The sequence below is a fragment of the Brucella sp. BE17 genome, assembly GCF_039545455.1.
Classification (GTDB): domain Bacteria; phylum Pseudomonadota; class Alphaproteobacteria; order Rhizobiales; family Rhizobiaceae; genus Brucella.
The window spans coordinates 808,240-830,817 of sequence record NZ_CP154468.1; the positions used below are offsets into that span (position 1 = coordinate 808,240).

Here is a 22,578-nt window from a genome sequence, read left to right on the forward strand (position 1 = left end):
TCAGCGGCGCTTTTTAATGCGCAGAAGATAACAGCAGGACGAGGGATCAGTCGATGAGTGCAACGCGACACGGAGTATGGGACTTCTGGATCGACCGTGGCGGCACATTCACCGATGTGATCGGACGCGATCCTGAAGGCGTGCTCCATGCCCGCAAAGTTCTCTCTGAAAATCCTTCAGCCTATAAGGATGCGGCAGTGCATGGCGTTCGCCTGCATCTCGGCCTTAAGACCGGCGACCCAGTGCCTGCCGGTCTTATTGGCGAAGTGCGCATGGGCACGACCGTTGCCACCAATGCGCTGCTGGAGCGCAAGGGGGAGCGGCTGGCGCTCATTACCACCAAAGGTTTTCGCGATGCGCTTCGCATCGGATATCAGGAGCGAAAGAAGATTTTCGCGACCGAAATCATCAAGCCGGAAGCTCTTTACGACCGTGTCGTGGAAATAGACGAACGTGTCCACGCCGATGGCACGATCGAAAGAGCCCTTGATCCGATAGAAGCCGAAAAGGCACTGCGTGCGCTCAAGGATCAGGGCTACAAGGCAGTCGCCATTGTCTTCATGCATGCCTATAAGTTTCCTGCACATGAGATTGAAATCGCTAGAATCGCCCGCGAAGTCGGCTTTAAGCAGGTTTCGGTGAGCCATGAAGTGTCACCGCTCATCAAGCTGGTCGGACGTGGCGATACCACTGTAGTCGATGCCTATCTATCGCCTGTTCTGCGCCGATATGTGGCGCAGGTTTCCCATGAACTTGACATTGAGCGCACTGGCGCGCGCGTCATGTTCATGATGTCGTCGGGCGGCTTGACTGCCGCCGATCTTTTTCAGGGCAAGGACGCCATCCTTTCTGGTCCTGCCGGTGGCGTCGTCGGGCTTGCGAATACCGGCGAAGTGGCCGGTTTTGGTAAGGTCATCGGGTTTGACATGGGCGGCACCTCGACCGATGTCGCGCATTTCGATGGCGAATATGAGCGCGCTTTTGAAACCGAAGTCGCAGGTGTGCGTGTGCGCGCGCCGATGATGTTGATCCATACGGTTGCCGCAGGCGGCGGTTCTATCCTGCATTACGATGCCAGTCGTTTTCGTGTCGGCCCGGATTCGGCTGGCGCCAATCCGGGACCTGCCTGCTATCGAAATGGTGGTCCGCTGACCGTCACCGATGCCAATGTCATGCTGGGCAAGCTCAACCCTGATTTTTTTCCGGCGATCTTTGGCCCCGACCAGAACCAGCCGCTCGATGTCGAGCGTGTGCGCGAACTTTTCACCGAACTTGCCGAAGAAATCGGTTATGGTCGCTCGCCGGAAGCCGTGGCCGATGGTTTCATCGCCATCGCAGTTGCCAATATGGTCGAGGCGATCAAGAAAATCTCCGTTCAACGCGGCTATGACGTGACGCGCTATGCGCTGAGCTGTTTTGGCGGTGCTGGTGGACAGCACGCCTGTCTTGTTGCCGATGCGCTTGGCATGAAGAATATCCTCGTTCATTCAATGTCCGGCCTTCTTTCGGCCTATGGCATGGGCTTGGCCGATATTCGCGCCACACGGCAGAAGGCACTCGGTGTCGATCTTGATATACAGGCTCCGGCGGCGCTGAAGGATATGGGCGAAGAACTGGCTGAGGAATGCACCGGCGAGCTTATCACCCAAGGTATTGGCGAAAGCGCTATCGCTTATCATCTGCGTGCGCATATTCGGTATGCAGGTACCGATACGGTTTTGTCCGTAGAGGCGACTTTCCCTGATGAGGACAGTGCCGTACGTCTGCGTGAGGAGTTTGAGGCGACACACAAACGCCGCTTCGGCTTCATTGCCGACAACAAGGCGCTTGTGATTGATGCCGTTGAAGTGGAGGCCGTGGGTGGGGGAGCCGGTGAAACCGAACGTTCCCTGCCTTTGGAAGGCGATCAGGAGGTGGAAACTTCCAAGCGCACCCGTTTCTTCTCCAATGACGCGTTTCACGATGCCGGGATTGTGCTGCGCGAAAACATCAGACGCGGCCAGGTAGTCACTGGCCCCGCGGTTATCATCGAAGAGAACCAGACCGTTATTATAGAAGATGGCTGGCAGGCGCGGCTCACTGAATATGATCACATCGTGCTATCGCGTATCAAGGCGCTTGCCTCTCGCAAAGCCATCGGCACAGAAGCCGATCCTGTTATGCTCGAGATTTTCAACAATCTGTTCATGTCGATTGCCGAGCAGATGGGGGTCACGCTGCAAAACACCGCCTATTCGGTCAATATCAAGGAGCGGCTGGATTTCTCGTGCGCGGTCTTCGATGCGACAGGCAATCTGGTTGCCAATGCGCCGCATATGCCGGTTCATCTGGGGTCTATGGACGCATCGGTCGCGACTGCAATTCGCGAGAACACCGATATAAAACCCGGCGATGTGTTCCTTATCAATGCGCCTTATAATGGCGGTACACATCTGCCGGACCTGACCGTCTGTACGCCGGTTTTTGACGATACCAACACCGAAATCCGTTTCTGGGCCGCAAGCCGCGGTCATCATGCTGATATTGGCGGCATCGCTCCTGGCTCCATGACGCCTTTGGCGGTCGATATAGAGCAGGAAGGCGTCTATATCGACAATTTCAAGCTGGTTGATCAGGGGGCGTTCCGTGAAGACGCTCTCGCGGAGCTTTTGGCGGGTGCAAAATATCCGGTTCGTAATCTCACACAGAACGTCAATGACCTCAAGGCGCAGATCGCCGCCAATGAAAAAGGCGTGGCTGAACTCAAGAAAATGATCGGCTTGTTCGGTGAGGACGTGGTTCGCGCCTATATGGGCCATGTGCAGGACAATGCCGCCGAAAGCGTTCGCCGTGTTCTCGACAAGTTGCCCGATGGTCATTTCACTTACGAAATGGATCAGGGTTGCCAGATTGAGGTGCGTGTCACAATCGACCGCGAAAAGCGCGAAGCAACTGTCGATTTCACGGGAACCTCCGCACAGCGCGCTGATAATTTCAATGCTCCCGAACCCGTCACACGCGCCGCTGTGCTCTATGTTTTCCGCGTTCTGGTCGCTGGCAATATTCCGATGAATGCAGGCTGCCTGCGTCCGATTAAAGTCATCGTGCCGGAAGGGTCTATGCTCTCGCCGCGCTATCCGGCAGCGGTCGTGGCTGGCAATGTTGAAGTCAGTCAGGCGGTGACCAATTGCCTTTTCGGTGCGACCAAGACCATGGCTGCGGCACAGGGCACCATGAACAATTTGACCTTTGGCAACGACGAATATCAATATTACGAAACCATCTGCTCAGGCGCGCCCGCCGGTCCGGGTTTTAACGGTGCAGACGCTGTCCACACCCATATGACAAATTCACGCCTTACAGACCCGGAAATTCTAGAAACGCGTTTCCCGGTTCTGCTTGAGGATTTCCATATTCGCGAAGGCTCGGGCGGCAAAGGCAAATGGCACGCAGGCGATGGTACCGGGCGCACCATCCGTGCGCTTCAAAAACTCGATTTCGCCATTCTTTCCGGCCATCGCCGCATAGCACCTTTCGGTATGGAAGGTGGCGATGCGGGTGAATTGGGCCGCAACGAGGTTCGCCGCAAGGATGGTGGCATCGAAGTGCTCGGCAACTGCGACCAGACGGTTCTGGAACCCGGAGAAGCATTCACCGTCATTACGCCGACAGGTGGTGGTTATGGAAAAGCCTGTTATTTGGAATCTTGTTGCCGTACCCTAGAGAAATATAGCATGAAATTCTATTTTTCATAAAAGTGCGGCGATTTAAGACGCTACATTGGAATGAAATTCCTGTATTTTAAATTTTATCGAATATTTTTACAGGGTGGCCAAAATGAAATTTGCATCAATTCTCGTCAGTGTCGGTCTGGTTCAGGCAGCACTTCTTTCGCCATCGCTGGCCGGTGAAAACCTCGACGCCATCAAGAAAGCTGGCGTGTTGAAGATCGGCACCGAGGGCACCTATGCGCCCTTCACTTTCCACGACAAGGAAAACAAGCTTGTTGGTTTTGACGTGGAGATTGGTGAAGCCGTGGCTGACAAGCTTGGTGTGAAGCCGCAATTCGTTGAAGGTAAATGGGATGGCCTGATCGCTGGTCTTGATTCCAAGCGCTACGATGCCGTGATCAATCAGGTCGGCATCACCGAGGAGCGCAAGCAAAAATTCAACTTCTCCAATCCCTATATCGTTTCCAAAGTCGTGCTGATCGTCAAGGACGACAACGACACGATCAAGGATTTTGCCGATCTTAAGGGTAAGAAATCCGCCCAGTCGCTGACCAGTAATTACGGCAAGATTGCCAAGGACGCCGGTGCGGAACTGGTTGCAACCGATGGCTTTGACCAGTCGATCCAGCTGGTTTTGACCGGACGCGCCGAAGCGACGCTGAATGACAGCCTGTCCTATCTTGATTTCAAGAAGCAGCAGCCCAACGCACCGGTAAAAATCGCGGCTGAAAAAGAAAATGCCGATGCTTCTGGTATTATCGTGCGTAAGGGCGATGATGAACTGGTTGCAGCCATCAACAAGGCACTCGACGATATCAAGGCTGACGGCACTTACGACAAGATCGCCCAGAAATATTTTGGTCAGGATGTTTCCAAATAAAGCGCAGGCAATTATGGAATGATGTCATGAACGGCGAAGCCGGAACCCTTTCCGGCTTCGCTTTTTTATGATTATGCTCGTGCATACCGCTTAAGTTTTTCCGTAAAGGAACCGAATTTCGTGCCCCACTGGCTTGAACTGATGCTGGAATCGCTGCCGACCCTGCTCTGGGCCGGACTGATCTTCACCATTCCGCTGACATTGCTGTCTTTCGTGTTCGGCCTAACACTCGGTCTTCTGACCGCGCTGGTCCGGCTTTTCGCGCCCGTCTGGCTTTCTTTCGTCGCCCGGTTCTATGTCTGGATCTTTCGCGGCACGCCGCTTCTGGTGCAGCTTTTCGTAATCTTCTACGGTTTGCCCAGCATTGGCATCTATCTCGACGCTTTCCCGGCAGCCCTGATCGGCTTTACGCTCAATGTTGGTGCCTATAGTTCAGAGATCATTCGCGCCGTCATTTCGGCGGTTCCAAAAGGCCAGTGGGAGGCCGCCTATTCCATCGGCATGAGCTGGCGACAGGCGTTGACGCGAACCGTTCTGCCCCAGGCAAGCCGCACCGCCGTGCCACCGCTTTCCAATACTTTCATTTCACTGGTCAAGGACACGTCGCTGGCCGCAGCCATTACCGTGCCGGAACTGTTCCAGTCCGCACAGCGCATCGTCGCTACCACCTATGAACCGCTGATCCTCTATATTGAGGCCGCCCTTATCTATCTGGTGCTGAGCACAATACTTTCGCAGCTTCAGGTCAGGCTCGAGCGCCGCTTTGGACGCTATGGCGGTACGCTGGAGACAAACGCATGATAGAGCTTCAACATATCGAAAAGCGTTTTGGCGACGTCGTTATTCTCAATGATATCACTATCGCCATCCCTGAAGGATCGGTGACGGCACTGGTCGGCCCATCGGGTGGCGGCAAGTCCACGCTTTTGCGCTGCATCAATCTTCTGGAAATTCCGACATCGGGCACGCTGGTTTTAAGTGGACAGGCGCTCACCTTCGAGCCGGACCGTAAACCGGGCTGGCCGGCGATCCAGTCGATCCGCCGCCAGACCGGTATGGTGTTCCAGAATTTCCAGCTCTTTCCACACCAGACAGCCATCCAGAACGTTATGGAAAGTCTGCTTACGGTACTCAAATGGCCCCGGGCCAAGGCGCATGATCATGCGATGGAACTTCTGACCAAGGTTGGCATGGCGGAGAAAGCCGATGCATGGCCCTCGACCCTTTCGGGCGGCCAGCAGCAACGCGTCGCCATTGCCCGGGCGCTGGCACCCTCGCCGCGCGTTCTGCTTTGCGATGAACCGACCTCGGCGCTCGATCCTGAGCTTGCTTCAGAGGTGGTCGAAGTGCTGAGCAAACTTGCGCGCGAAGGCACCACCATGGTGATCGCCACACATGATCTGCGCCTTGCATCGAAGATCGCGCAGAATGTGATCTTTCTGGAAAAGGGCAATATCGTCGAGACCGGTTCCGCTCGCGATGTTTTCACCAATCCTACACGTGAACGAACGAAGAAATTCGTGGCAACCATCAATGCCGCACATAGTTACGACATCTGATCTTCGTTTCATTTAGTCGGATGGCTGTCCAAGAACGGCAAAAGGCTCTCGCTCTGAGCGAAAGCCTTTTATTTTATAGTGCGGGCAACAAAAATTTGCGACATCGTGACTGAGCGCCCCTTGGTAAAATACAAAACGACTGTTACATTATACCCAACGTAAAATTAAAGCGCCCTGCCTGCGTCCCTTCGGGTTCGCGCGGCGCTATGAGGATAGATGCCTTGAATAACCCCGAGGAGCGCCCCGCAGACAAGGCGCATCAGGGGGCGTCCAACGGATATTCCGGCAATGACAACGCCCGAAATCCGTCGCAGAACGGCAAGCGCAAAGCGCGCAGTAAAGCCGTTGCGCAGGTTGGTGACGCGCGAAGCGCCGCCGATGAAGGTCGCCCGAAAAACCGCAACGAAGCGGAAGAAGGCTTTGCCATCAATCGCAAGCGTGCGCGCCGACGCAACCGCGGGAAATCCGGGCCTAAACCCGACCCCGATGCCGCACAGAAAACGGCGAGCGATGGTGCTGAGGAAGCAAAACCGTCCGGGAAAATTTCCAATCGCCGCAGACGGGCGCGTAAGAAAAAGCAGGCGCGCCTCCAAGGCGAAGTGCCGCATCACAAGAACGATCAGGCAGCAAAGAACGAACAACACCAGCGCGAAGTCAATGGATCGGCACAACAAAGCCCTTTGCCTGCCAAACGTCGTAACGGTGCGCCGCTGCATACCGCACGCAGGCCAAACGAGGATGCGCCGCTTTACGCAGCTCTTGATCTCGGCACCAATAATTGCCGCCTGCTGATCGCTTCGCCGACAAGGCCGGGGCAGTTTCGTGTGGTGGATGCGTTTTCACGTATCGTGCGGCTTGGTGAAGGGCTCTCGGCCACTGGCAGGCTTAGCGATGCGGCGATGCAGCGCGCAGTCGAAGCACTGAATATCTGCCGCGACAAGCTTGCCGCCAGGAATGTGCGCGGGGCACGGCTGATTGCCACCGAAGCCTGCCGGGCGGCGGCCAATGGAGAGGAATTTTTGAATCGCGTGCGCGAAGAAACCGAGCTTGAACTGGAAATCGTCGACCGCCAGACAGAAGCAAGGCTCGCAGTTTCGGGCTGCGGAACGCTTGTGGCGAGAGAGACGGATGCAGTCGTGCTGTTCGATATTGGCGGTGGTTCGTCAGAAATCGCGCTGATTGATGTTTCGAAGCGTCGGTCCCCACGCCTTGCCGAACATATAACCGCCTGGACATCGCTGCCTGTGGGCGTCGTTACTCTTGCAGAGCGGTTTGGCGGGCGCGACGTCACGCAGGATAGTTTTGGCGCCATGGTCGGCCATGTGACGGAATTATTGTCCGGGTTTTCCGAACGCTACTCTCTTGGACATCTGGCCACAAGCCCGCGCTTTCATCTGCTCGGAACATCCGGCACCGTGACCACGCTTGCCGGCATTCATTTGGGGCTTGAGCGCTATGATCGCCGCCGCGTCGACGGCATGTGGATGGACGACGGCGAAGTGACGCGGATGACCAGCCGCCTTCTCTCATGGGATTTCGACGCACGGGTAGCCAATCCGTGCATCGGTGCTGACAGGGCTGATCTGGTGCTGGCGGGCTGCGCCATTCTCGATGCCATCCGGCAGGTCTGGCCCAGCGAAAAACTACTCGTTGCCGATCGCGGCTTGCGCGAAGGCATTTTGACGGAACTGATGTCGCGCGACGGCGCATGGCGGCACAATCGCGCTTCAGGCGCCAGGAACAGGCACTAGGAATGAGCAAAGCAGGCGGAAACAAAAGCAGGACAGGTGGACGCGGCGGTGCCGGATCCAGCAATCTGCATGTGCGCGTCAAGAAAAAGGCAGGGACGATCAAGGAATCTTCGCGGCGCTGGCTGGAGCGGCACCTGAACGACCCCTACGTGCACAAGTCCCGCGCCGACGGCTATCGTTCGCGCGCGGCCTATAAGCTGATTGAGATCAACGAGCGCTATGACCTCTTGAAAAAAGGCCAGAAGATCATCGATCTTGGGGCAGCACCCGGCGGCTGGTCACAGATTGCGGCTAAAATCGTTGGCTCAAACGATGAGAAGCCGCAGGTGGTTGGCATCGACTATCTGCCGGTCGATCCCCTGCCCGGCGTTATCCTGCTGGAAATGGATTTCCTCGACGACGATGCGCCGCAGAAACTGATGGAGGCATTGGGCGACAAGCCTGATCTCGTTCTTTCGGACATGGCGGCTCCCACAACCGGTCACCGGCGTACCGACCACTTACGTACCGTGCATCTTTGTGAAGTGGCCGCAGATTTTGCAATCTCGGTATTGAAACCCGGCGGGCACTTTTTGACCAAGACCTTTCAGGGCGGCACGGAAAATGAGCTTCTCGCCATGCTCAAACAGAAATTCCGCTCCGTGCACCACGTCAAGCCGCCAGCCTCCCGCGCAGAATCTGTCGAGCTTTATCTCCTCGCCCGCGACTTCAAAGGGTAATTCCCTTTATTGTGATGCTGTCCCATCGGTGGCTTCTACAGCGGTACGCTCAACTGTCTTGGTTTTGATAACGGAAGGTTCGGCCAGTTCGTGTCCTGCATCGGGCGCAAGACGTACGAACCAAAGGAAGGCCAATGCCGATACGGCTGCGATTACCATAAATCCAATGTGAAAATCGACGAGCGCCAGCTGCGCGCCGCGCAGCACGCTACTCAACTCCAGAATGCCGCCTGCCAGCGCCACGCCGATGGCCAGTGAAACCTGTTGTGCAACCGCGGTGATAGGCGTCGCCTGACTGGTTTTATCATCAGGTATTTCGGCGTAAGCCAGCGCATTGACGCCGGTGAAGAACAGCGAGCGCACAAATCCTCCCACCAGCAGGAAAGCAAGAATGACCCATATCGGCGTTGCCGGTGTAAATAGGCTGTTCACGGCAATAAAACAGGCCGAAACCAGCGAGCCGAACATCAAGGCGCGGCGAAAGCCGACGCGCATGAAAATGCGCTTTGCGCCGAATTTCATGGTCAATGCGCCGATTGCCGAAACGAACGTCATCATACCCGACTGAAACGGCGTCATCCCGAAACCAAGCTGAAACATCAAGGGCAGCAGGAACGGAATTGCGCCGATGCCGAAACGAAAGACGCTGCCACCCATTACTGACGAGCGAAAAACTGCGTTATCGAACAGTTTCAGGTCTAGAAGCGGATCGTCGATACGACGGGCATGCCGGATATAGAGTAGCGAGCAAATGATACCGGTCGTCACCACCCCTACTCCGATCATCGGTGGTAGCGCTGGCAGGCTTATTACGGAGAGGCCGAATACCACCCCGGACATGGCAAGCCCCGAAAGGATGAAACCTGCCCAATCCAGGCGTTTGACAATGCGCTCACCGCTATCTGGAAGATAGCGTGTTGCAAACACAATCCCTGCCAGACCGATCGGCACATTGATAAGGAAGATCCAGTGCCAACTCAGAAAGGTTGTGATGAAACCGCCGACCGGTGGTCCCATCAAAGGGCCGACCATGGCGGGGATCGTAAGCCAGGCCATGGCAGACACAAGTTCACTGCGGGGTATCGAACGCACCAGAACGAGGCGTGCCACCGGCGTCATCATCGCGCCGCCCATCCCCTGCAAAAACCGGGCGATCACGAAAGCCGACAGCGAATTGGAAGCTGCACAGGCAATCGATCCGATTACAAAAACGGCGATGGCTGCACGGAACACATTCTTGGCGCCAAAGCGATCAGCCATCCAGCCACTGACCGGAATGAAAACCGCTAATGCCACCAGATAAGAAGTCAGCGCGAGTTTAAGAGCAATGGGACTGGAGCCGATATCGGTGGCAATTGCCGGCAGAGAGGTCGAAATGACGTTCGAGTCCATCTGCTCCATGAAAAGAGCAACTGCCAGTACGAGTGGAACAATGCGATTCACGATAAATTTCCGGACAGACGGTCACCAGGACGTGCCTAACCTATGGCCCGCTTAATGAATGATTGCTAGTCGATTTTTTCCAAAAGCGTTTCTGGCGTTAAAAGTTGTACGTTTTATGTCCGTCTCGCAATGGTGCTTTGCGCATCAAAAAGATGAATTCAAACTCACGCAGAATTTCAGTCGTTCACATTTGTGTAAAAAAGGTTGCATCGGGCGTAACAGGCTGTTACATTTTGTTACAGATTCATAGAACTTCGAACCAGGTGGGGACGGCCCTGGCACCAGGAGGTAGGAAATGAACGACATTACGAGAACAGCCATCATCTACGGCATGATGATCATTTCGCTGAATACCGCCCTTGCAATCGGCCTTATGGGACTGGATTTCCTGCGCTAAGCATAGTGATATCACTGGGTGAATAATTGCGCTTAAACTTGTTAACTTGCCCTCCAGGCAGAATTAGGAAAAGTGCCCTTGGTATTCAGGGGCATTTTTTCGTTACAGCTTTTCAACCAGCAGCCGAGCAAACGTGTAGCAGCGATCTTTTTCATCAATCCTTGGCACCTAAAGCGTGTCGTCGCAAAAATCGGAATCGATTTTTGTAACTCATTATGTGTAGGATCAAACGGTTAGAGCTTCTACTATGCATCCGAGAGGACGCGCGGCGCTCTGCTAGACAAATCACGTTAAAAAAAGAGCGCCATGGGCGCTCTTTTTATTCTTTTAAGTCACGCGCCGATCAATTGGCAGCGCCCTTTGCCTTGTCCTGTTCGGCCTTCATCTTGGCCTCGAATTCCTTCTGGCGCTTCTGGACGGCGTCCTGAAGTTCTTTCTGGCGATCTTCGAGCTCGGACTGCTTGAGCGCGGGACCTGTCAGAGCCTGCGTAAAGCCGGTGAGAGCGACCGGAATCGGGTTCGGCTTGTTTTGGTAGTTGATCGAGGTCAACGTCAGCTTGCCGCCCTTCTGGAGCGATTTTACGAGGTCGTCGCTCAGCGGTGCTTCGGCAATGCAGCGATCCGGGAAGCAGATGCCGTATTGCAGCTTCACGGGCTTGTTGTTGTCGATCTGCAGACCAACGCCGGGGGGAATCAGGCGGCCGATCGGAACAGTGACCTGAAACAGCTTGCGGTTGACCTTGCCCTTGATCTCGATGAGGTTGACGGCGGTCAGCAGTTGTCCCGAATCCGCGGTAATGATGTTCTGCGTGTTGCAGATATCATTGTCTTCCTGCTTGGAGCACACCTTGAACCAGCCCTGAGGAGGCTGCGGCTGTTGCTGTGCGGATGCAGGCACCATCGCGGAGGCGAGCAAGGCGAAGGCGCCAGCCATAGCGGATGCGGCAGCGATTGTCTTCGTGCTGGACATGATCAACAGATTCCTTTCAACGCTCTGATCTGTAGTTCCCATTCTCTGGTTAGTCAGCGATAGACCGTCACTGGTTTGAAAATGCGGCAACAGCGTGACCTCTAGGAGTTTCCATCCTATCCAAGCGCGGTGTTACAACGACTGCGAGCATGAATCCAGACAAGTTTTGATGCATGACCGTCGGATTATGTCAAAATCTGCGTTTTCATCCGCATTATGGCACATGTAGAACACTCATACTGCGCACACATTCTCCGATCATGGTAATTTCAGCTGCCGAATCGGCGCCTTTTTGGTATTTTTCATGCCTTTGCAGCATCACACTTACTTACGATGGACGAGTGAAGTTGAACGGATTTATCGCCCCTTTGTGTAGAATCGCACTGTTATCTCCCTTTGTTCTTGCCCTGTTCATTTTCACCGCAGACGCGGAGCAGTTCGCGCAGAGCAACACGGATGCGATAAGCGACTATGCCTTGTCGATGCATGATGATGTGGATCTACCTGCCGACTTCAGCCATTTTGCCTATGCCGACCCGGATGCGCCCAAGGGCGGTTCGCTGACAATGGGTGTCATTGGCACGTTCGACAGCCTCAACCCTTTCGTTCTTAAAAGCATGCGTACAACCGCGCGCGGCCTGTTTCTGGATACGGATCTGGGTGATCTGGTTTATGAATCGCTGATGCAACGCTCGCGAGACGAGCCGTTCACCCTTTATCCGCGCCTCGCCGAGAGGGTAATGACCGACCCGGACCGCAATTGGGTGGAATTCACCCTGAACCCAAAAGCCAGATGGTCGGATGGTGAGCCGGTGACGGTAGACGATGTGCTTTTCACTTATGATATACTGACCGAGAAGGGGCGCCCTCCTTACAACAATCGCATGAGCCGCGTGGAAAAGATTGAGCGCACGGGTGAACGCTCGTTTCGTTTTGTCTTTAATGACAAATCCGACCGCGAGTTTCCTCTGCTCGTCGCCTCAACCATGCCAGTGTTGCCAAAACATGTGATAGACCCAAAGACATTCGGCAATTCGACACTGAAAGCGCCCGTCGGCAGCGGTCCCTATCTGGTGGCAAGCGTGCAGCCAGGACAACGTATCGTGTATAAGCGCAACCCCGATTACTGGGGCAAGGATCTGCCCGTGCGCCATGGTTTCGATAATTTCGACAGGCTGACCGTTGAGTATTATCGCAACGAAACCTCAATGTTTGAATCCTTCAAGAAAGGACTTCTTGATATTTTCATCGAGGCCAACCCCACACGATGGGAAACATCCTATGATTTTCCAGCGGTCAGGCAAGGAAAGGTGATCAAGGAGAGTTTTGCGAAAGGTACGCCTGCCAATATGCTGGGGTTCGTGTTCAACACACGTCGCGCAATCTTTCAGGACCGAAGGGTGCGTCAGGCGTTGGGACTCGTGTTCGATTTTGAATGGGCCAATCGCAATCTTTTTGCCGACCAGTATCGTCGCACACAGAGTTTCTGGGAGGGCTCGGAACTCTCCTCCGTCGGAAAACCTGCCGATGCACGCGAAAAAGCGCTTCTGGCCCCCTTTCCCGATGCGGTGCGTGAAAACGTGATGGACGGCACGTGGCACACGCCCATAACCGATGGCAGTGGCCATGATCGTGCGCCTGCCAAAAAAGCCTATGATTTGTTGCGCGAAGCAGGCTTCCATATGCAGGGCGGGCGTGCGGTGGATTCATCTGGTAAGGCACTTCAATTTGAGATCATGACGCGTTCGCCCGATGAGGAAAAGATTGCGCTCGCCTATAAACGCAATCTCGCCCGGTTGGGCATCAGCGCCAATATCCGCACAGCCGACGATGCACAGTACCAGCAGCGGCTGCAGACGTTTGATTACGATATGATTTTAGGCGCTCTGACCGGCTCGCTTTCGCCGGGCAACGAGCAATGGATGCGTTGGGGGTCCGCCTCCCGTGATGCCCAGGGAAGCTTCAATTACCCCGGTGTTGCCGATCCGGCCGTTGATGCGATGATTGAGGCATTGCTTGCCGCACGCACGCGCGCGGAATTTGTCAGTGCTGTACGCGCACTCGACCGTGTGCTGATTTCCGGCAATTATTATATTCCACTCTACCACTTGCCCAATCTTTGGGTTGCACGCTGGGAGCGGATCGGCCATCCGAAAAACACATCGCTTTATGGCTATCAGCTGCCGACATGGTGGCGAACTGATCAATGATTTTTGTTTTGATCGCCGCATAATCCGCCCTACATGCATAAACGATCGTGTCGCAACCTTACGGAATTTGCTTAATGCAAAACCGTTTTGCACTTTTGCGGGAACTTTTCCAGTTGGAGCCAACGCCGATGAGCGCCAGAAAAATCAACATCGATGTCGTATCGGATGTCGTCTGCCCGTGGTGTTTTCTTGGCCGCAAGCGGCTTGAAAACGCGCTGGCGCTCCTGCCGGATGTGGAAACGGAAGTGCGCTGGCGTCCTTTCCAGCTTGATCCGACCCTGCCGCCTCAAGGCAAGGATCGTCACACCTATATGCGTGAGAAATTTGGCAATAGCTCCAAGATCGACGACATCCATCGGCAGTTGACAGAACTTGGCGAGGAAAATGACGTCGTCTTCGATTTCGAGGCGATCACCCGTGCGCCCAATACGCTCGACGCGCATCGGCTGATCCATTGGGGCAGTCAGGCCGGTGCAGGAACGCAGGATCGGCTGGTCGGCATGCTGTTCTCGCTCTATTTCGAGCAAGGGCAGGATATCGGAGACCATGAAGTGCTGGTCGATGCCGCGGCAAGCGTCGGGATGGATGGTGCCGTGGTGGCGCGTCTTTTGCAAAGCGATGCGGACAAGGCAACAATCCGCGAGGAGATCGACACCGCCAGCCGTATCGGCGTGCAGGGTGTTCCGTGCTTCATCATCGACCAGAAATATGCGGTGATGGGTGCGCAGACGGCAAGCGTTCTCGCCGATGCCATCCGCCAGACCGCGGAAGGTTTCGAGCCGGGAATTACCGAGGATCGATAGACCTCTGCTTCATCTTGAATCGCATAAAATGTAAAGTGCGCATTCCAAAAAAGTGTGAAACGGTTTTCGGATAAAATGCGTATCAATTCAAAAATAGAGCGACGGGTCAGTTCTCCGTCGCAATCTTTGCGAGTTGCGTCATGATGACAGCGGAACCGTTGAGGCGTTTTTCTGGGGTCGGCCAGTCACGGATAAAGACAATGCTCTGATCTGGTCTGATTTTGGCCATCGAACCCTGCTCGCCGATCATTTTTACCAATGCCACCGGATTGTTGAACGTGCCATTGCGGAACTGAATCACCACGCCCTTTGGCCCGGCATCGAGCTTCTCTACATTGGCCTTGCGGCACAGCGCCTTGATATAGACGATTTTAAGCAGATGTTGCACTTCTTCCGGCAGTGGTCCGAAGCGGTCGATCAGCTCCGCACCAAAACCATCGATTTCCTGCGGATCTTCCAGATCGGCAAGACGGCGGTACAGCCCAAGCCGCAATTGCAGGTCGGGCACGTATTGTTCCGGGATCATAACAGCGGTGCCGATCGCAATCTGTGGCGACCACTGGCTGTCCTCGACTTCAATCGTTCCTTGGAGCGTCGCTACCGCCTCTTCCAGCATCTGCTGGTAAAGCTCGAAACCGACTTCCTTGATATGACCGGATTGTTCCGAGCCCAGCAGATTGCCCGCACCACGAATATCCATGTCGTGGCTTGCGAGCTGGAAACCCGCGCCAAGCGTGTCGAGCGATTGCAGCACTTTCAGGCGGCGTTCGGCAGTCGGCGTCAGCGTGCGGTTTGCAGGCAGCGTGAACAGCGCAAAAGCCCGCTGCTTGGAACGCCCGACGCGCCCGCGTAACTGGTAAAGCTGCGAGAGGCCAAACATATCGGCACGATGCACGATCATTGTGTTTGCAGTCGGAATATCAAGACCCGATTCCACGATGGTCGTTGACAACAACACGTCATATTGCCCGTCATAAAAGGCATTCATGATATCGTCGAGAATGCCCGGTGCCATCTGCCCATGAGCAACGCCGACCTTGAGTTCCGGCACCTGTTGTTTCAGAAAATCCTCGATTTCCGAAAGATCAGCAATGCGGGGCACGACATAAAAACTTTGTCCCCCGCGATAGCGCTCGCGCAACAATGTCTCGCGGATGACCAACGGATCAAAAGGCGACACGAAAGTGCGCACAGCCATGCGGTCAACGGGTGGCGTTGTGATCAGTGACAGTTCGCGCACGCCGGTCAATGCCAGCTGCAAGGTGCGCGGTATCGGCGTTGCGGACAAAGTCAGCACATGAATATCCGATTTGAGTTCTTTCAGTCGTTCTTTGTGCTTGACGCCAAAATGTTGCTCCTCATCGATGATAAGAAGGCCGAGATTTTTGAATTTGATCGAATTGCCCAGCAGTGCATGGGTGCCGACCACGATATCGACGCTGCCGTCTTCTATACCCTTCTTTGTTGAAGCAAGCTCCTTGGCACCGACAAGCCGCGAAGCGTGTGCCACATTAACCGGCAGGCCATGAAAACGTTGCGAAAAGGTCTTGAAATGCTGACGTGACAGTAATGTCGTCGGCACTACGACCGCAACCTGAAAGCCACTTAAGGCAGCAACAAAGGCTGCGCGCAGCGCAACTTCGGTCTTCCCAAAACCAACATCGCCGCAGATAAGTCGATCCATTGGTTTGCCAGCACCCAGATCATCAGTAATCGCATCGATGGCGCGAAGCTGGTCTTCCGTCTCGTCATAGGGAAAACGCGCGGCAAACTCCGCATAAAGCCCTTCCGGCGGCGTCATCGACGGTGCGCCTCGCATCTGGCGTTCGGCAGCAATCTGGATGAGGTGCCCTGCGATTTCCAGCAGTTGCTTCTTGAGCCGCGCCTTGCGCATCTGCCATGCGCCACCGCCAAGCCGGTCAAGCGTTGCGTCCGACCCCTCCGAGCCATAACGCGAAAGAAGTTCGATATTTTCGACCGGCAGGAAAAGCCGGTCATCGCCTGCATAATGGATTTCAAGACAGTCGTGCGGAGCACCTGCCGCTGTAATCGTCTTAAGACCAATGAAACGACCGATACCATGATCAACATGAACGACCACATCGCCTGCACTCAAGGAAGCGACTTCAGAAATGAAATCCTGATCGCGCTTGCGTCGTTTGGAGCGGCGGATGAGCCGATCGCCCAGAATATCCTGTTCCGCGACCACAACCAGGTCGCCTGCATCAAAACCGCTTTCAATGGCGAGTACTGCCGCCGTCACCTTGTCGCGCGATAAAGCCTTTACCGTTGAAAGACGATCCACCGTCTCGATTTTTTCAAGCCCATGTTCGTCGAGCACTTGCAGAAGACGGTCGAGTGAACCTTCCGACCATGCCGCAACAAGCACTTTTTTGCCCGAAGCACGCAAGCTTGCGATATGATTGACCACGGCTTCAAACAGGTTGACGTCGGTGGCAGCGCGTTCTTCGGCAAAGCTGCGGCCCTTATGCACTTCAGCTTGAACGAGTTTGCGGCCCGTCACCTCCGGCGTGCCAAAAGGTGTCAGGTCAATACGCATGCCGGACGCCGCCGCCGCCTCTTCCACGCGTTTTGGTGTCAAATACAGCGTTTCAGGCTTCACCGGCTTATACGGGATCGCCTCACTACCCGGTTCCTTACCTTCGGCCTGTCTCGCCCTTGCCTCGTAGTGATCAAGCACCAGCGTATGGCGTTCGCTCAGGGCCTCATGCACCAGATGATCAAACACCACAGGCATGCTGCCCGCATGATCAAAAACAGTTTCCAGCTCGTCATAAAAAAGCGGCAGCCAATGTTCCATGCCTGCAAAGCGGCGACCCTCGCTGATTGCCTGATAAAGCGCATCGTCGCGCTGGGGTGCTCCGAACATGGCAATATAATTCTTGCGGAAGCGGCTGATCATCTCCGGCGAAAGTGTGATTTCGCTCATCGGCTGCAACACGAATTCCTTGCGCGTGCCGGTCGTGCGCTGTGACGCGGGATCGAAGGCGCGGATCGTCTCCAGCGTATCGCCCAAGAAATCGAGCCTGAGCGGTTCTTCAGAACCCGGTGCATAGAGATCGAGAATGCCGCCGCGCACCGCATATTCGCCGACATCGCGCACGGTCGAGACGCGCTCAAAACCATTGCGTTCAAGCCGTTGCGCCAACTCGTCCATCTTGAGCTGATTGCCGGGACGCGCCGAAATGACCTGTTCGGCGATTGCCTTTTTGGGGGGGAGTTTTTGCAGAACCGCATTGGCGGTCGTGAGAATAATCGCTGGATGCGGCTGTTTTTTCAACGCGGCCAATGCGCCGAGCGCAGCTAATCTGCGTGCCGAAGCATCTGCGCCCGGTGACACGCGGTCATAAGGAAGACAGTCCCATGCAGGCAGATGCAGAACCGGCAGATCGGGTGCCGCAAAGCTCAATACCTGTTCAAGATCGGCGATACGCTGCCCGTCGCGCACGATATAGAGGATAGGCCCGCCTGCCCCGACCTCATCCGCAAGGCGTGCGAGAGCAAAAGCTTCAAAGCCATCGGCCACGCCATCAATGATGATATGGGAAGCGGAACCAGGTTTGATACCGAACTTGCTGAATACGGGCATGCTGTTATCTCAGAATTCTATTCGGTCACGGAAAGCGATAATGTCACGGAAAAGCGGCGTATCAAATTCGGGCGGCGTTACAGCTTCTCCTGTTACCCATTTGAGCAGATCACGGTCCAGCACTTCAAGGATCAGTTCAAATTCATCAAGCTGTTGATCACTGAAACCGGCAATATGCGCATCGGCATATTGGCCCAGAATCAGGTCCATCTCGCGCATGCCGCGATGCCAGGAGCGAAACAGCAATTTGCGGCGTCGCACATCGAGATTTTCCGTCACAATCGTGCTGCCTGTCATTGCCTGTCGCTCCATTGATAAATATTTCCGCCGCTATATAGCATCAAAGACGCAAACGGGAACCCGTTTTACCATCAGAACAAAAAGAGCACAGAAACTTTACCGCCTGCCCTTGCTTGTCGCAGCGAAGCGTTTAATGCTCAGTGTATGCGTCCGTCCATGCTCGATCCGTTTTTCGCCTCCGTCCGTTCACTTTCAGGCATTGGCCCGAAAGTGGCGGTGCTGCTCGGTAAATTGCTGGGAACCGATGCGCCTGGCGCAGACCCCAAGATTTCACAGCTTTTGTTCCTGCCGCCGCACAGCATTATTGACCGGCGCGACCGCCCCGGCATCGCGCTGGCACAGGAAGGCGCAATCGTTACACTTGAAGTCATGGTCGACCAGCACCAGCCAGCCCCGCCGGGCCGCGGTAATGTTCCGCATAGGGTTTTCGCCCATGACGATACCGGTGAGATCGCGCTGACCTTCTTTCGTGCCCAGGTGCCTTGGCTGCAAAAGATGCTGCCTGAGGGCGAAACCGTGATCGTGTCGGGCAAGGTTGAATGGTTCAACGGGCGCGCTTCCATGGTGCATCCCGATTATATCGCAAGCCTTGAGGATGCGTCCAGTCTGCCGATGGTTGAACCTGTCTATCCACTGACTGCCGGTCTTTCGCCAAAAACATTGGCGCGCGGCATCCGCGAGGCGCTGACGCGCGTGCCGGAATTACCAGAATGGATCGATCCGCCTTTGCTTGAACGCGAGCGTTTTTCAGCTTTCAAGCCCGCACTTGAAACCCTGCATATGCCGCAAGATCCATCGGATATCGCACTGGCAGGTATTACGCGACGCAGGCTCGCTTATGATGAATTTCTAGCCGGACAACTGGCGCTGGCCCTGGTGCGCGCCAAGACACGGCGATTGTCCGGGCGTCCGCTCGACAGCACCGGCCGCATCGTTGGCGACATCATGGCTTACCTGCCCTATCGACTGACCAAAAGTCAGGAACAGGCCTCACGCGAAATCATCACCGATCTCAAGTCGCCACAGCGCATGTTGCGACTTTTGCAGGGCGATGTCGGATCGGGCAAGACCGTGGTGGGGTTGCTCGCCATGGCGCATGCAGCCGAATCTGGCGGACAATCGGCACTGATGGCACCTACGGAAGTCCTTGCTCGCCAGCATTTTGCAACAATCGCGCCATTGGCTGAAAAAGCCGGACTGAGAGCAGCCCTTCTCACCGGCCGAGAAAAAGGCCGCGAGCGCAACGCGGTTCTCGAAGGCTTGAAAAGCGGCGAAATCAATATCATCATTGGTACGCATGCGCTGTTTCAGAACAAGGTCGAATATCACGATCTGGTCTTCATCATCATCGACGAGCAGCATCGTTTCGGCGTGCATCAACGCCTGATGCTGACAGCCAAGGGTGCAGCCCCCGATATGCTGGTGATGACGGCAACCCCTATTCCGCGCACGCTGGTCCTGACCGCTTTTGGTGACATGGATGTTTCCAAACTCACCGAAAAACCCGCCGGACGTCAACCGATCACTACGGCCATCCTTCCCATGGAGCGCATGAATGAACTGGTCGAGCGTATCCGCAAGGCGGTCAGTGAAGGTCAGAAAATCTACTGGATCTGCCCGCTGGTGGAAGAATCGGAACTGGTCGAACTGACGTCTGCTGAAGAACGTTTTGAAAGCCTGAAACCCGCTTTTGGCAAGCAGATCGGGCTTATCCATGGCCGCATGAACGGCGTGGAAAAAGACGAGGCCATGCGCGCCTTCAAACAGGGAGAGACGCGGCTGCTGATTGCGACAACGGTGATCGAAGTCGGCGTCGATGTACCGGACGCGACAATCATTGTGATTGAGCATGCCGAGCGTTTTGGCCTTGCGCAGTTACATCAGTTGCGCGGACGCGTCGGGCGCGGTGACAAGCCCTCGACCTGTCTGCTGCTCTACAAGGGTCCGCTCGGCGAAATTGCCCAGGCACGGCTAAAGGTCATGCGCGAGACGGAAGACGGTTTCCGCATCGCCGAGGAAGACCTGAAACTGCGCGGCGAAGGCGAACTGCTGGGTACGCGCCAGTCCGGCACGCCGGGCTTTCGTCTGGCTTCCATCGAAGCGCATGGCGATCTACTCGAAATCGCCCGCAAGGATGCGCTCTATGTGCTGGCAAATGATCCCGATCTGGAAGGCGAGCGCGGGCAAGCCTTACGCGTGCTGCTTTATCTATTTGGACGCGACGAGGCGATCCGGCTTTTAAGGGCTGGATAAACAAAAATGGCCGCATCGCTGCGGCCACCTCTATTAAAATATCAGGATTATCTCACAATTATCTGATTTATCTATTATTCTACCGTCACGGATTTGGCCAGATTGCGCGGCTGATCGACGTCTGTACCCATTAAAACGGCAGTGTGATAGGCCAGCATCTGGATCGGCAGCGCATAGACCAGCGGCGTAATGAACTCCGGCACGTCTGGCAGAACGATGGTTGTCAACGTATTGATGCTGGCGCTCGCAGCACCCTTTTTATCGGTGATCAAGATGATGCGCCCGCCGCGCGCGGCCACCTCCTGCATGTTTGAAACGGTCTTCTCATAAAGACGATCAGATGGCGCGATTACGATCACCGGCATGGTTTCATCGATCAGTGCGATCGGCCCGTGCTTCAACTCACCCGCCGCATAGCCTTCGGCGTGAATATAGGAGATTTCCTTGAGTTTCAGCGCGCCTTCCAGCGCCAGCGGGAAGGACGTGCCGCGTCCAAGATAAAGCACATGATTGACCTTGGCGAGATCGGCGCACACATCGGCAATCTGGCTTTCAAGCTTCAAGACCTGATTGATGAAACGCGGTGCTTCGGAAAGATCGTGCACCAGTTCCTTTTCGCGCTTTTCATCAATCACGCCGCGCTGCTTTGCAGCGGCAATCGCCAACGATGCCAAGGCCGAAAGCTGGCAGGTGAAAGCCTTGGTGGAGGCGACACCAATCTCCGGTCCTGCCAAGGTCGGGAAAACCGAATCGGATTCTCGCGCAATGGTCGATCCGGTGACATTGACCACCGATGCAATCTTCAAGCCCTGCTGCTTGCAATAACGCAATGAGGCCAGTGTGTCCGCCGTCTCGCCCGATTGGGAAACAAACATAGCGAGCGAATCTTTCGACAAGGGCATTTCGCGATAACGGAATTCCGACGCGATATCGCAGTCGACCGGTAGACGTGCAATCTGCTCGAACCAGTATTTTCCAACCGAAGCTGCGTAGAATGCCGTGCCACAAGACGAAATCGTCAGGCGGTCGATCTTGCTAAAATCAAGCCCGATGGCCTCGTCGCGCACCTTGCCGGTGGTGAAATCGAGATAGTTGGCGAGCGTATGCGAAATGACTTCCGGCTGCTCGAACATCTCTTTTTGCATGAAATGGCGGTGATTGCCCTTCGACACCAACATATTGGTATTTTGCGATTTCTGGACCGGGCGTTCGACGGATTTGTTGTTCTCGTCATAGATGGCGACGCCCTTGCGCGTCAGCACGGCCCAATCACCATCTTCGAGATAAGAAATCGTATCGGTAAAAGGTGAAAGCGCGATGGCGTCCGATCCGAGGAACATTTCGCCTTCCCCATAGCCGACAGCCAGTGGCGGTCCCTGCCGCGCCCCGATCAGCAGTTCTTCCTCGCCCTCGAACAGGAAGGCGAGCGCAAAAGCACCTTTGAGCATCGGCAGACTGTCGCGTACCGCATCGACCGGCGACTTACCACGCATCAGCTCGCGTGTTACGAGATGGGCGACAGCCTCGGTGTCGGTTTCGCTTTGGAAGGTAAAACCTTCACCTTGCAGCAGATCGCGCAATTCGGCAAAATTTTCGATGATACCGTTATGAACCACTGCCAAACGGTCGGTGATATGCGGATGCGCATTGCGCTCCACAGGTCTGCCATGGGTTGCCCAGCGTGTATGGCCGATGCCGATCAAGCCAGGCAGCGGATCGCCTGCCAGACTTTTTTCAAGGTTAACCAGTTTGCCTTCGGCGCGGCGGCGGTCGATATGGCCGTTTTGCAGCGTGGCGATACCAGCGGAATCATACCCGCGGTACTCAAGTCGCTTCAACGCATCCACGAGACGCGGCGCAACTTCGCTCTCACCGATAATGCCAATGATTCCGCACATGAAAAACTCCGATTGATCTGCCGATTACCTGTCAGTGGTTTAAAGCTTCCGGCGACAAGCGGAAATCACAAGCTG

At 55.2% G+C, this 22,578-nt stretch carries 13 protein-coding genes and 1 pseudogene; 9 read left to right on the plus strand and 5 right to left on the minus strand.

Annotated features, from left to right (window positions below):
• Positions 1 to 53 precede the first annotated feature (53 nt).
• The 6 genes and pseudogenes from AAIB41_RS15040 to AAIB41_RS15065 form a co-directional block, all read left to right on the plus strand.
• Positions 54 to 3,668, plus strand: a pseudogene (locus AAIB41_RS15040) (hydantoinase B/oxoprolinase family protein); the annotation flags it as partial.
• 148 nt (positions 3,669 to 3,816) lie between these two features.
• Entirely contained in the window at positions 3,817 to 4,590 is a 774-nt protein-coding gene (locus AAIB41_RS15045) for an amino acid ABC transporter substrate-binding protein (RefSeq protein WP_343314849.1), read from the plus strand.
• A gap of 120 nt (positions 4,591 to 4,710) precedes the next feature.
• Positions 4,711 to 5,391, plus strand: a complete 681-nt coding sequence (locus AAIB41_RS15050; protein ID WP_343314850.1) for an amino acid ABC transporter permease — start codon at positions 4,711 to 4,713, stop codon at positions 5,389 to 5,391.
• Positions 5,388 to 6,149: an amino acid ABC transporter ATP-binding protein gene (locus AAIB41_RS15055; RefSeq protein WP_343314851.1), complete on the plus strand. Its 762-nt coding sequence runs from the start codon at positions 5,388 to 5,390 to the stop codon at positions 6,147 to 6,149. The genes AAIB41_RS15050 and AAIB41_RS15055 overlap by 4 nt, the downstream gene beginning before the upstream one ends.
• 221 nt (positions 6,150 to 6,370) lie before the next feature.
• On the plus strand, positions 6,371 to 7,900 hold the full coding sequence (locus tag AAIB41_RS15060) for a Ppx/GppA phosphatase family protein (protein ID WP_343314852.1): 1,530 nt from the start codon (positions 6,371 to 6,373) through the stop codon (positions 7,898 to 7,900).
• Between the two features lie 2 nt (positions 7,901 to 7,902).
• The gene (locus tag AAIB41_RS15065; RefSeq protein WP_343314853.1) at positions 7,903 to 8,619 is read left to right on the plus strand and encodes an RlmE family RNA methyltransferase; all 717 of its coding nucleotides are present in this window, start codon (positions 7,903 to 7,905) and stop codon (positions 8,617 to 8,619) included.
• A 6-nt stretch (positions 8,620 to 8,625) separates the two neighbouring features.
• Here AAIB41_RS15065 and AAIB41_RS15070 read toward each other — a convergent pair whose 3' ends face one another.
• Together AAIB41_RS15070 and AAIB41_RS15075 are read right to left on the minus strand one after the other, a co-directional pair.
• Entirely contained in the window at positions 8,626 to 10,062 is a 1,437-nt protein-coding gene (locus AAIB41_RS15070; protein WP_343314854.1) for a DHA2 family efflux MFS transporter permease subunit, read from the minus strand.
• A gap of 740 nt (positions 10,063 to 10,802) precedes the next feature.
• Positions 10,803 to 11,429, minus strand: coding sequence for an invasion associated locus B family protein (locus AAIB41_RS15075; RefSeq protein ID WP_343314855.1), 627 nt, complete (start codon positions 11,427 to 11,429; stop codon positions 10,803 to 10,805).
• Between the two features lie 482 nt (positions 11,430 to 11,911).
• Here AAIB41_RS15075 and AAIB41_RS15080 point away from each other — a divergent pair, with 482 nt between their 5' ends.
• The gene (locus tag AAIB41_RS15080) at positions 11,912 to 13,639 is read left to right on the plus strand and encodes an extracellular solute-binding protein (protein WP_343316093.1); all 1,728 of its coding nucleotides are present in this window, start codon (positions 11,912 to 11,914) and stop codon (positions 13,637 to 13,639) included.
• Between the two features lie 128 nt (positions 13,640 to 13,767).
• Positions 13,768 to 14,442, plus strand: coding sequence for a DsbA family protein (locus AAIB41_RS15085; RefSeq protein WP_343314856.1), 675 nt, complete (start codon positions 13,768 to 13,770; stop codon positions 14,440 to 14,442).
• 106 nt (positions 14,443 to 14,548) lie between these two features.
• Here AAIB41_RS15085 and mfd read toward each other — a convergent pair whose 3' ends face one another.
• Together mfd and AAIB41_RS15095 are read right to left on the minus strand one after the other, a co-directional pair.
• On the minus strand, positions 14,549 to 18,052 hold the full coding sequence (gene mfd, locus AAIB41_RS15090; RefSeq protein WP_343314857.1) for a transcription-repair coupling factor: 3,504 nt from the start codon (positions 18,050 to 18,052) through the stop codon (positions 14,549 to 14,551).
• 9 nt (positions 18,053 to 18,061) lie between these two features.
• Positions 18,062 to 18,349: a succinate dehydrogenase assembly factor 2 gene (locus AAIB41_RS15095; RefSeq protein ID WP_343314858.1), complete on the minus strand. Its 288-nt coding sequence runs from the start codon at positions 18,347 to 18,349 to the stop codon at positions 18,062 to 18,064.
• Between the two features lie 147 nt (positions 18,350 to 18,496).
• Here AAIB41_RS15095 and recG point away from each other — a divergent pair, with 147 nt between their 5' ends.
• Entirely contained in the window at positions 18,497 to 20,605 is a 2,109-nt protein-coding gene (recG, locus tag AAIB41_RS15100; protein ID WP_343314859.1) for an ATP-dependent DNA helicase RecG, read from the plus strand.
• A gap of 74 nt (positions 20,606 to 20,679) precedes the next feature.
• Here recG and glmS read toward each other — a convergent pair whose 3' ends face one another.
• Positions 20,680 to 22,503 carry a glutamine--fructose-6-phosphate transaminase (isomerizing) gene (gene glmS, locus AAIB41_RS15105; protein ID WP_343314860.1) on the minus strand — a complete coding sequence of 608 codons (1,824 nt, stop codon included), beginning with the start codon at positions 22,501 to 22,503 and terminating at the stop codon, positions 20,680 to 20,682.
• Between the last annotated feature and the right edge of the window lie 75 nt (positions 22,504 to 22,578).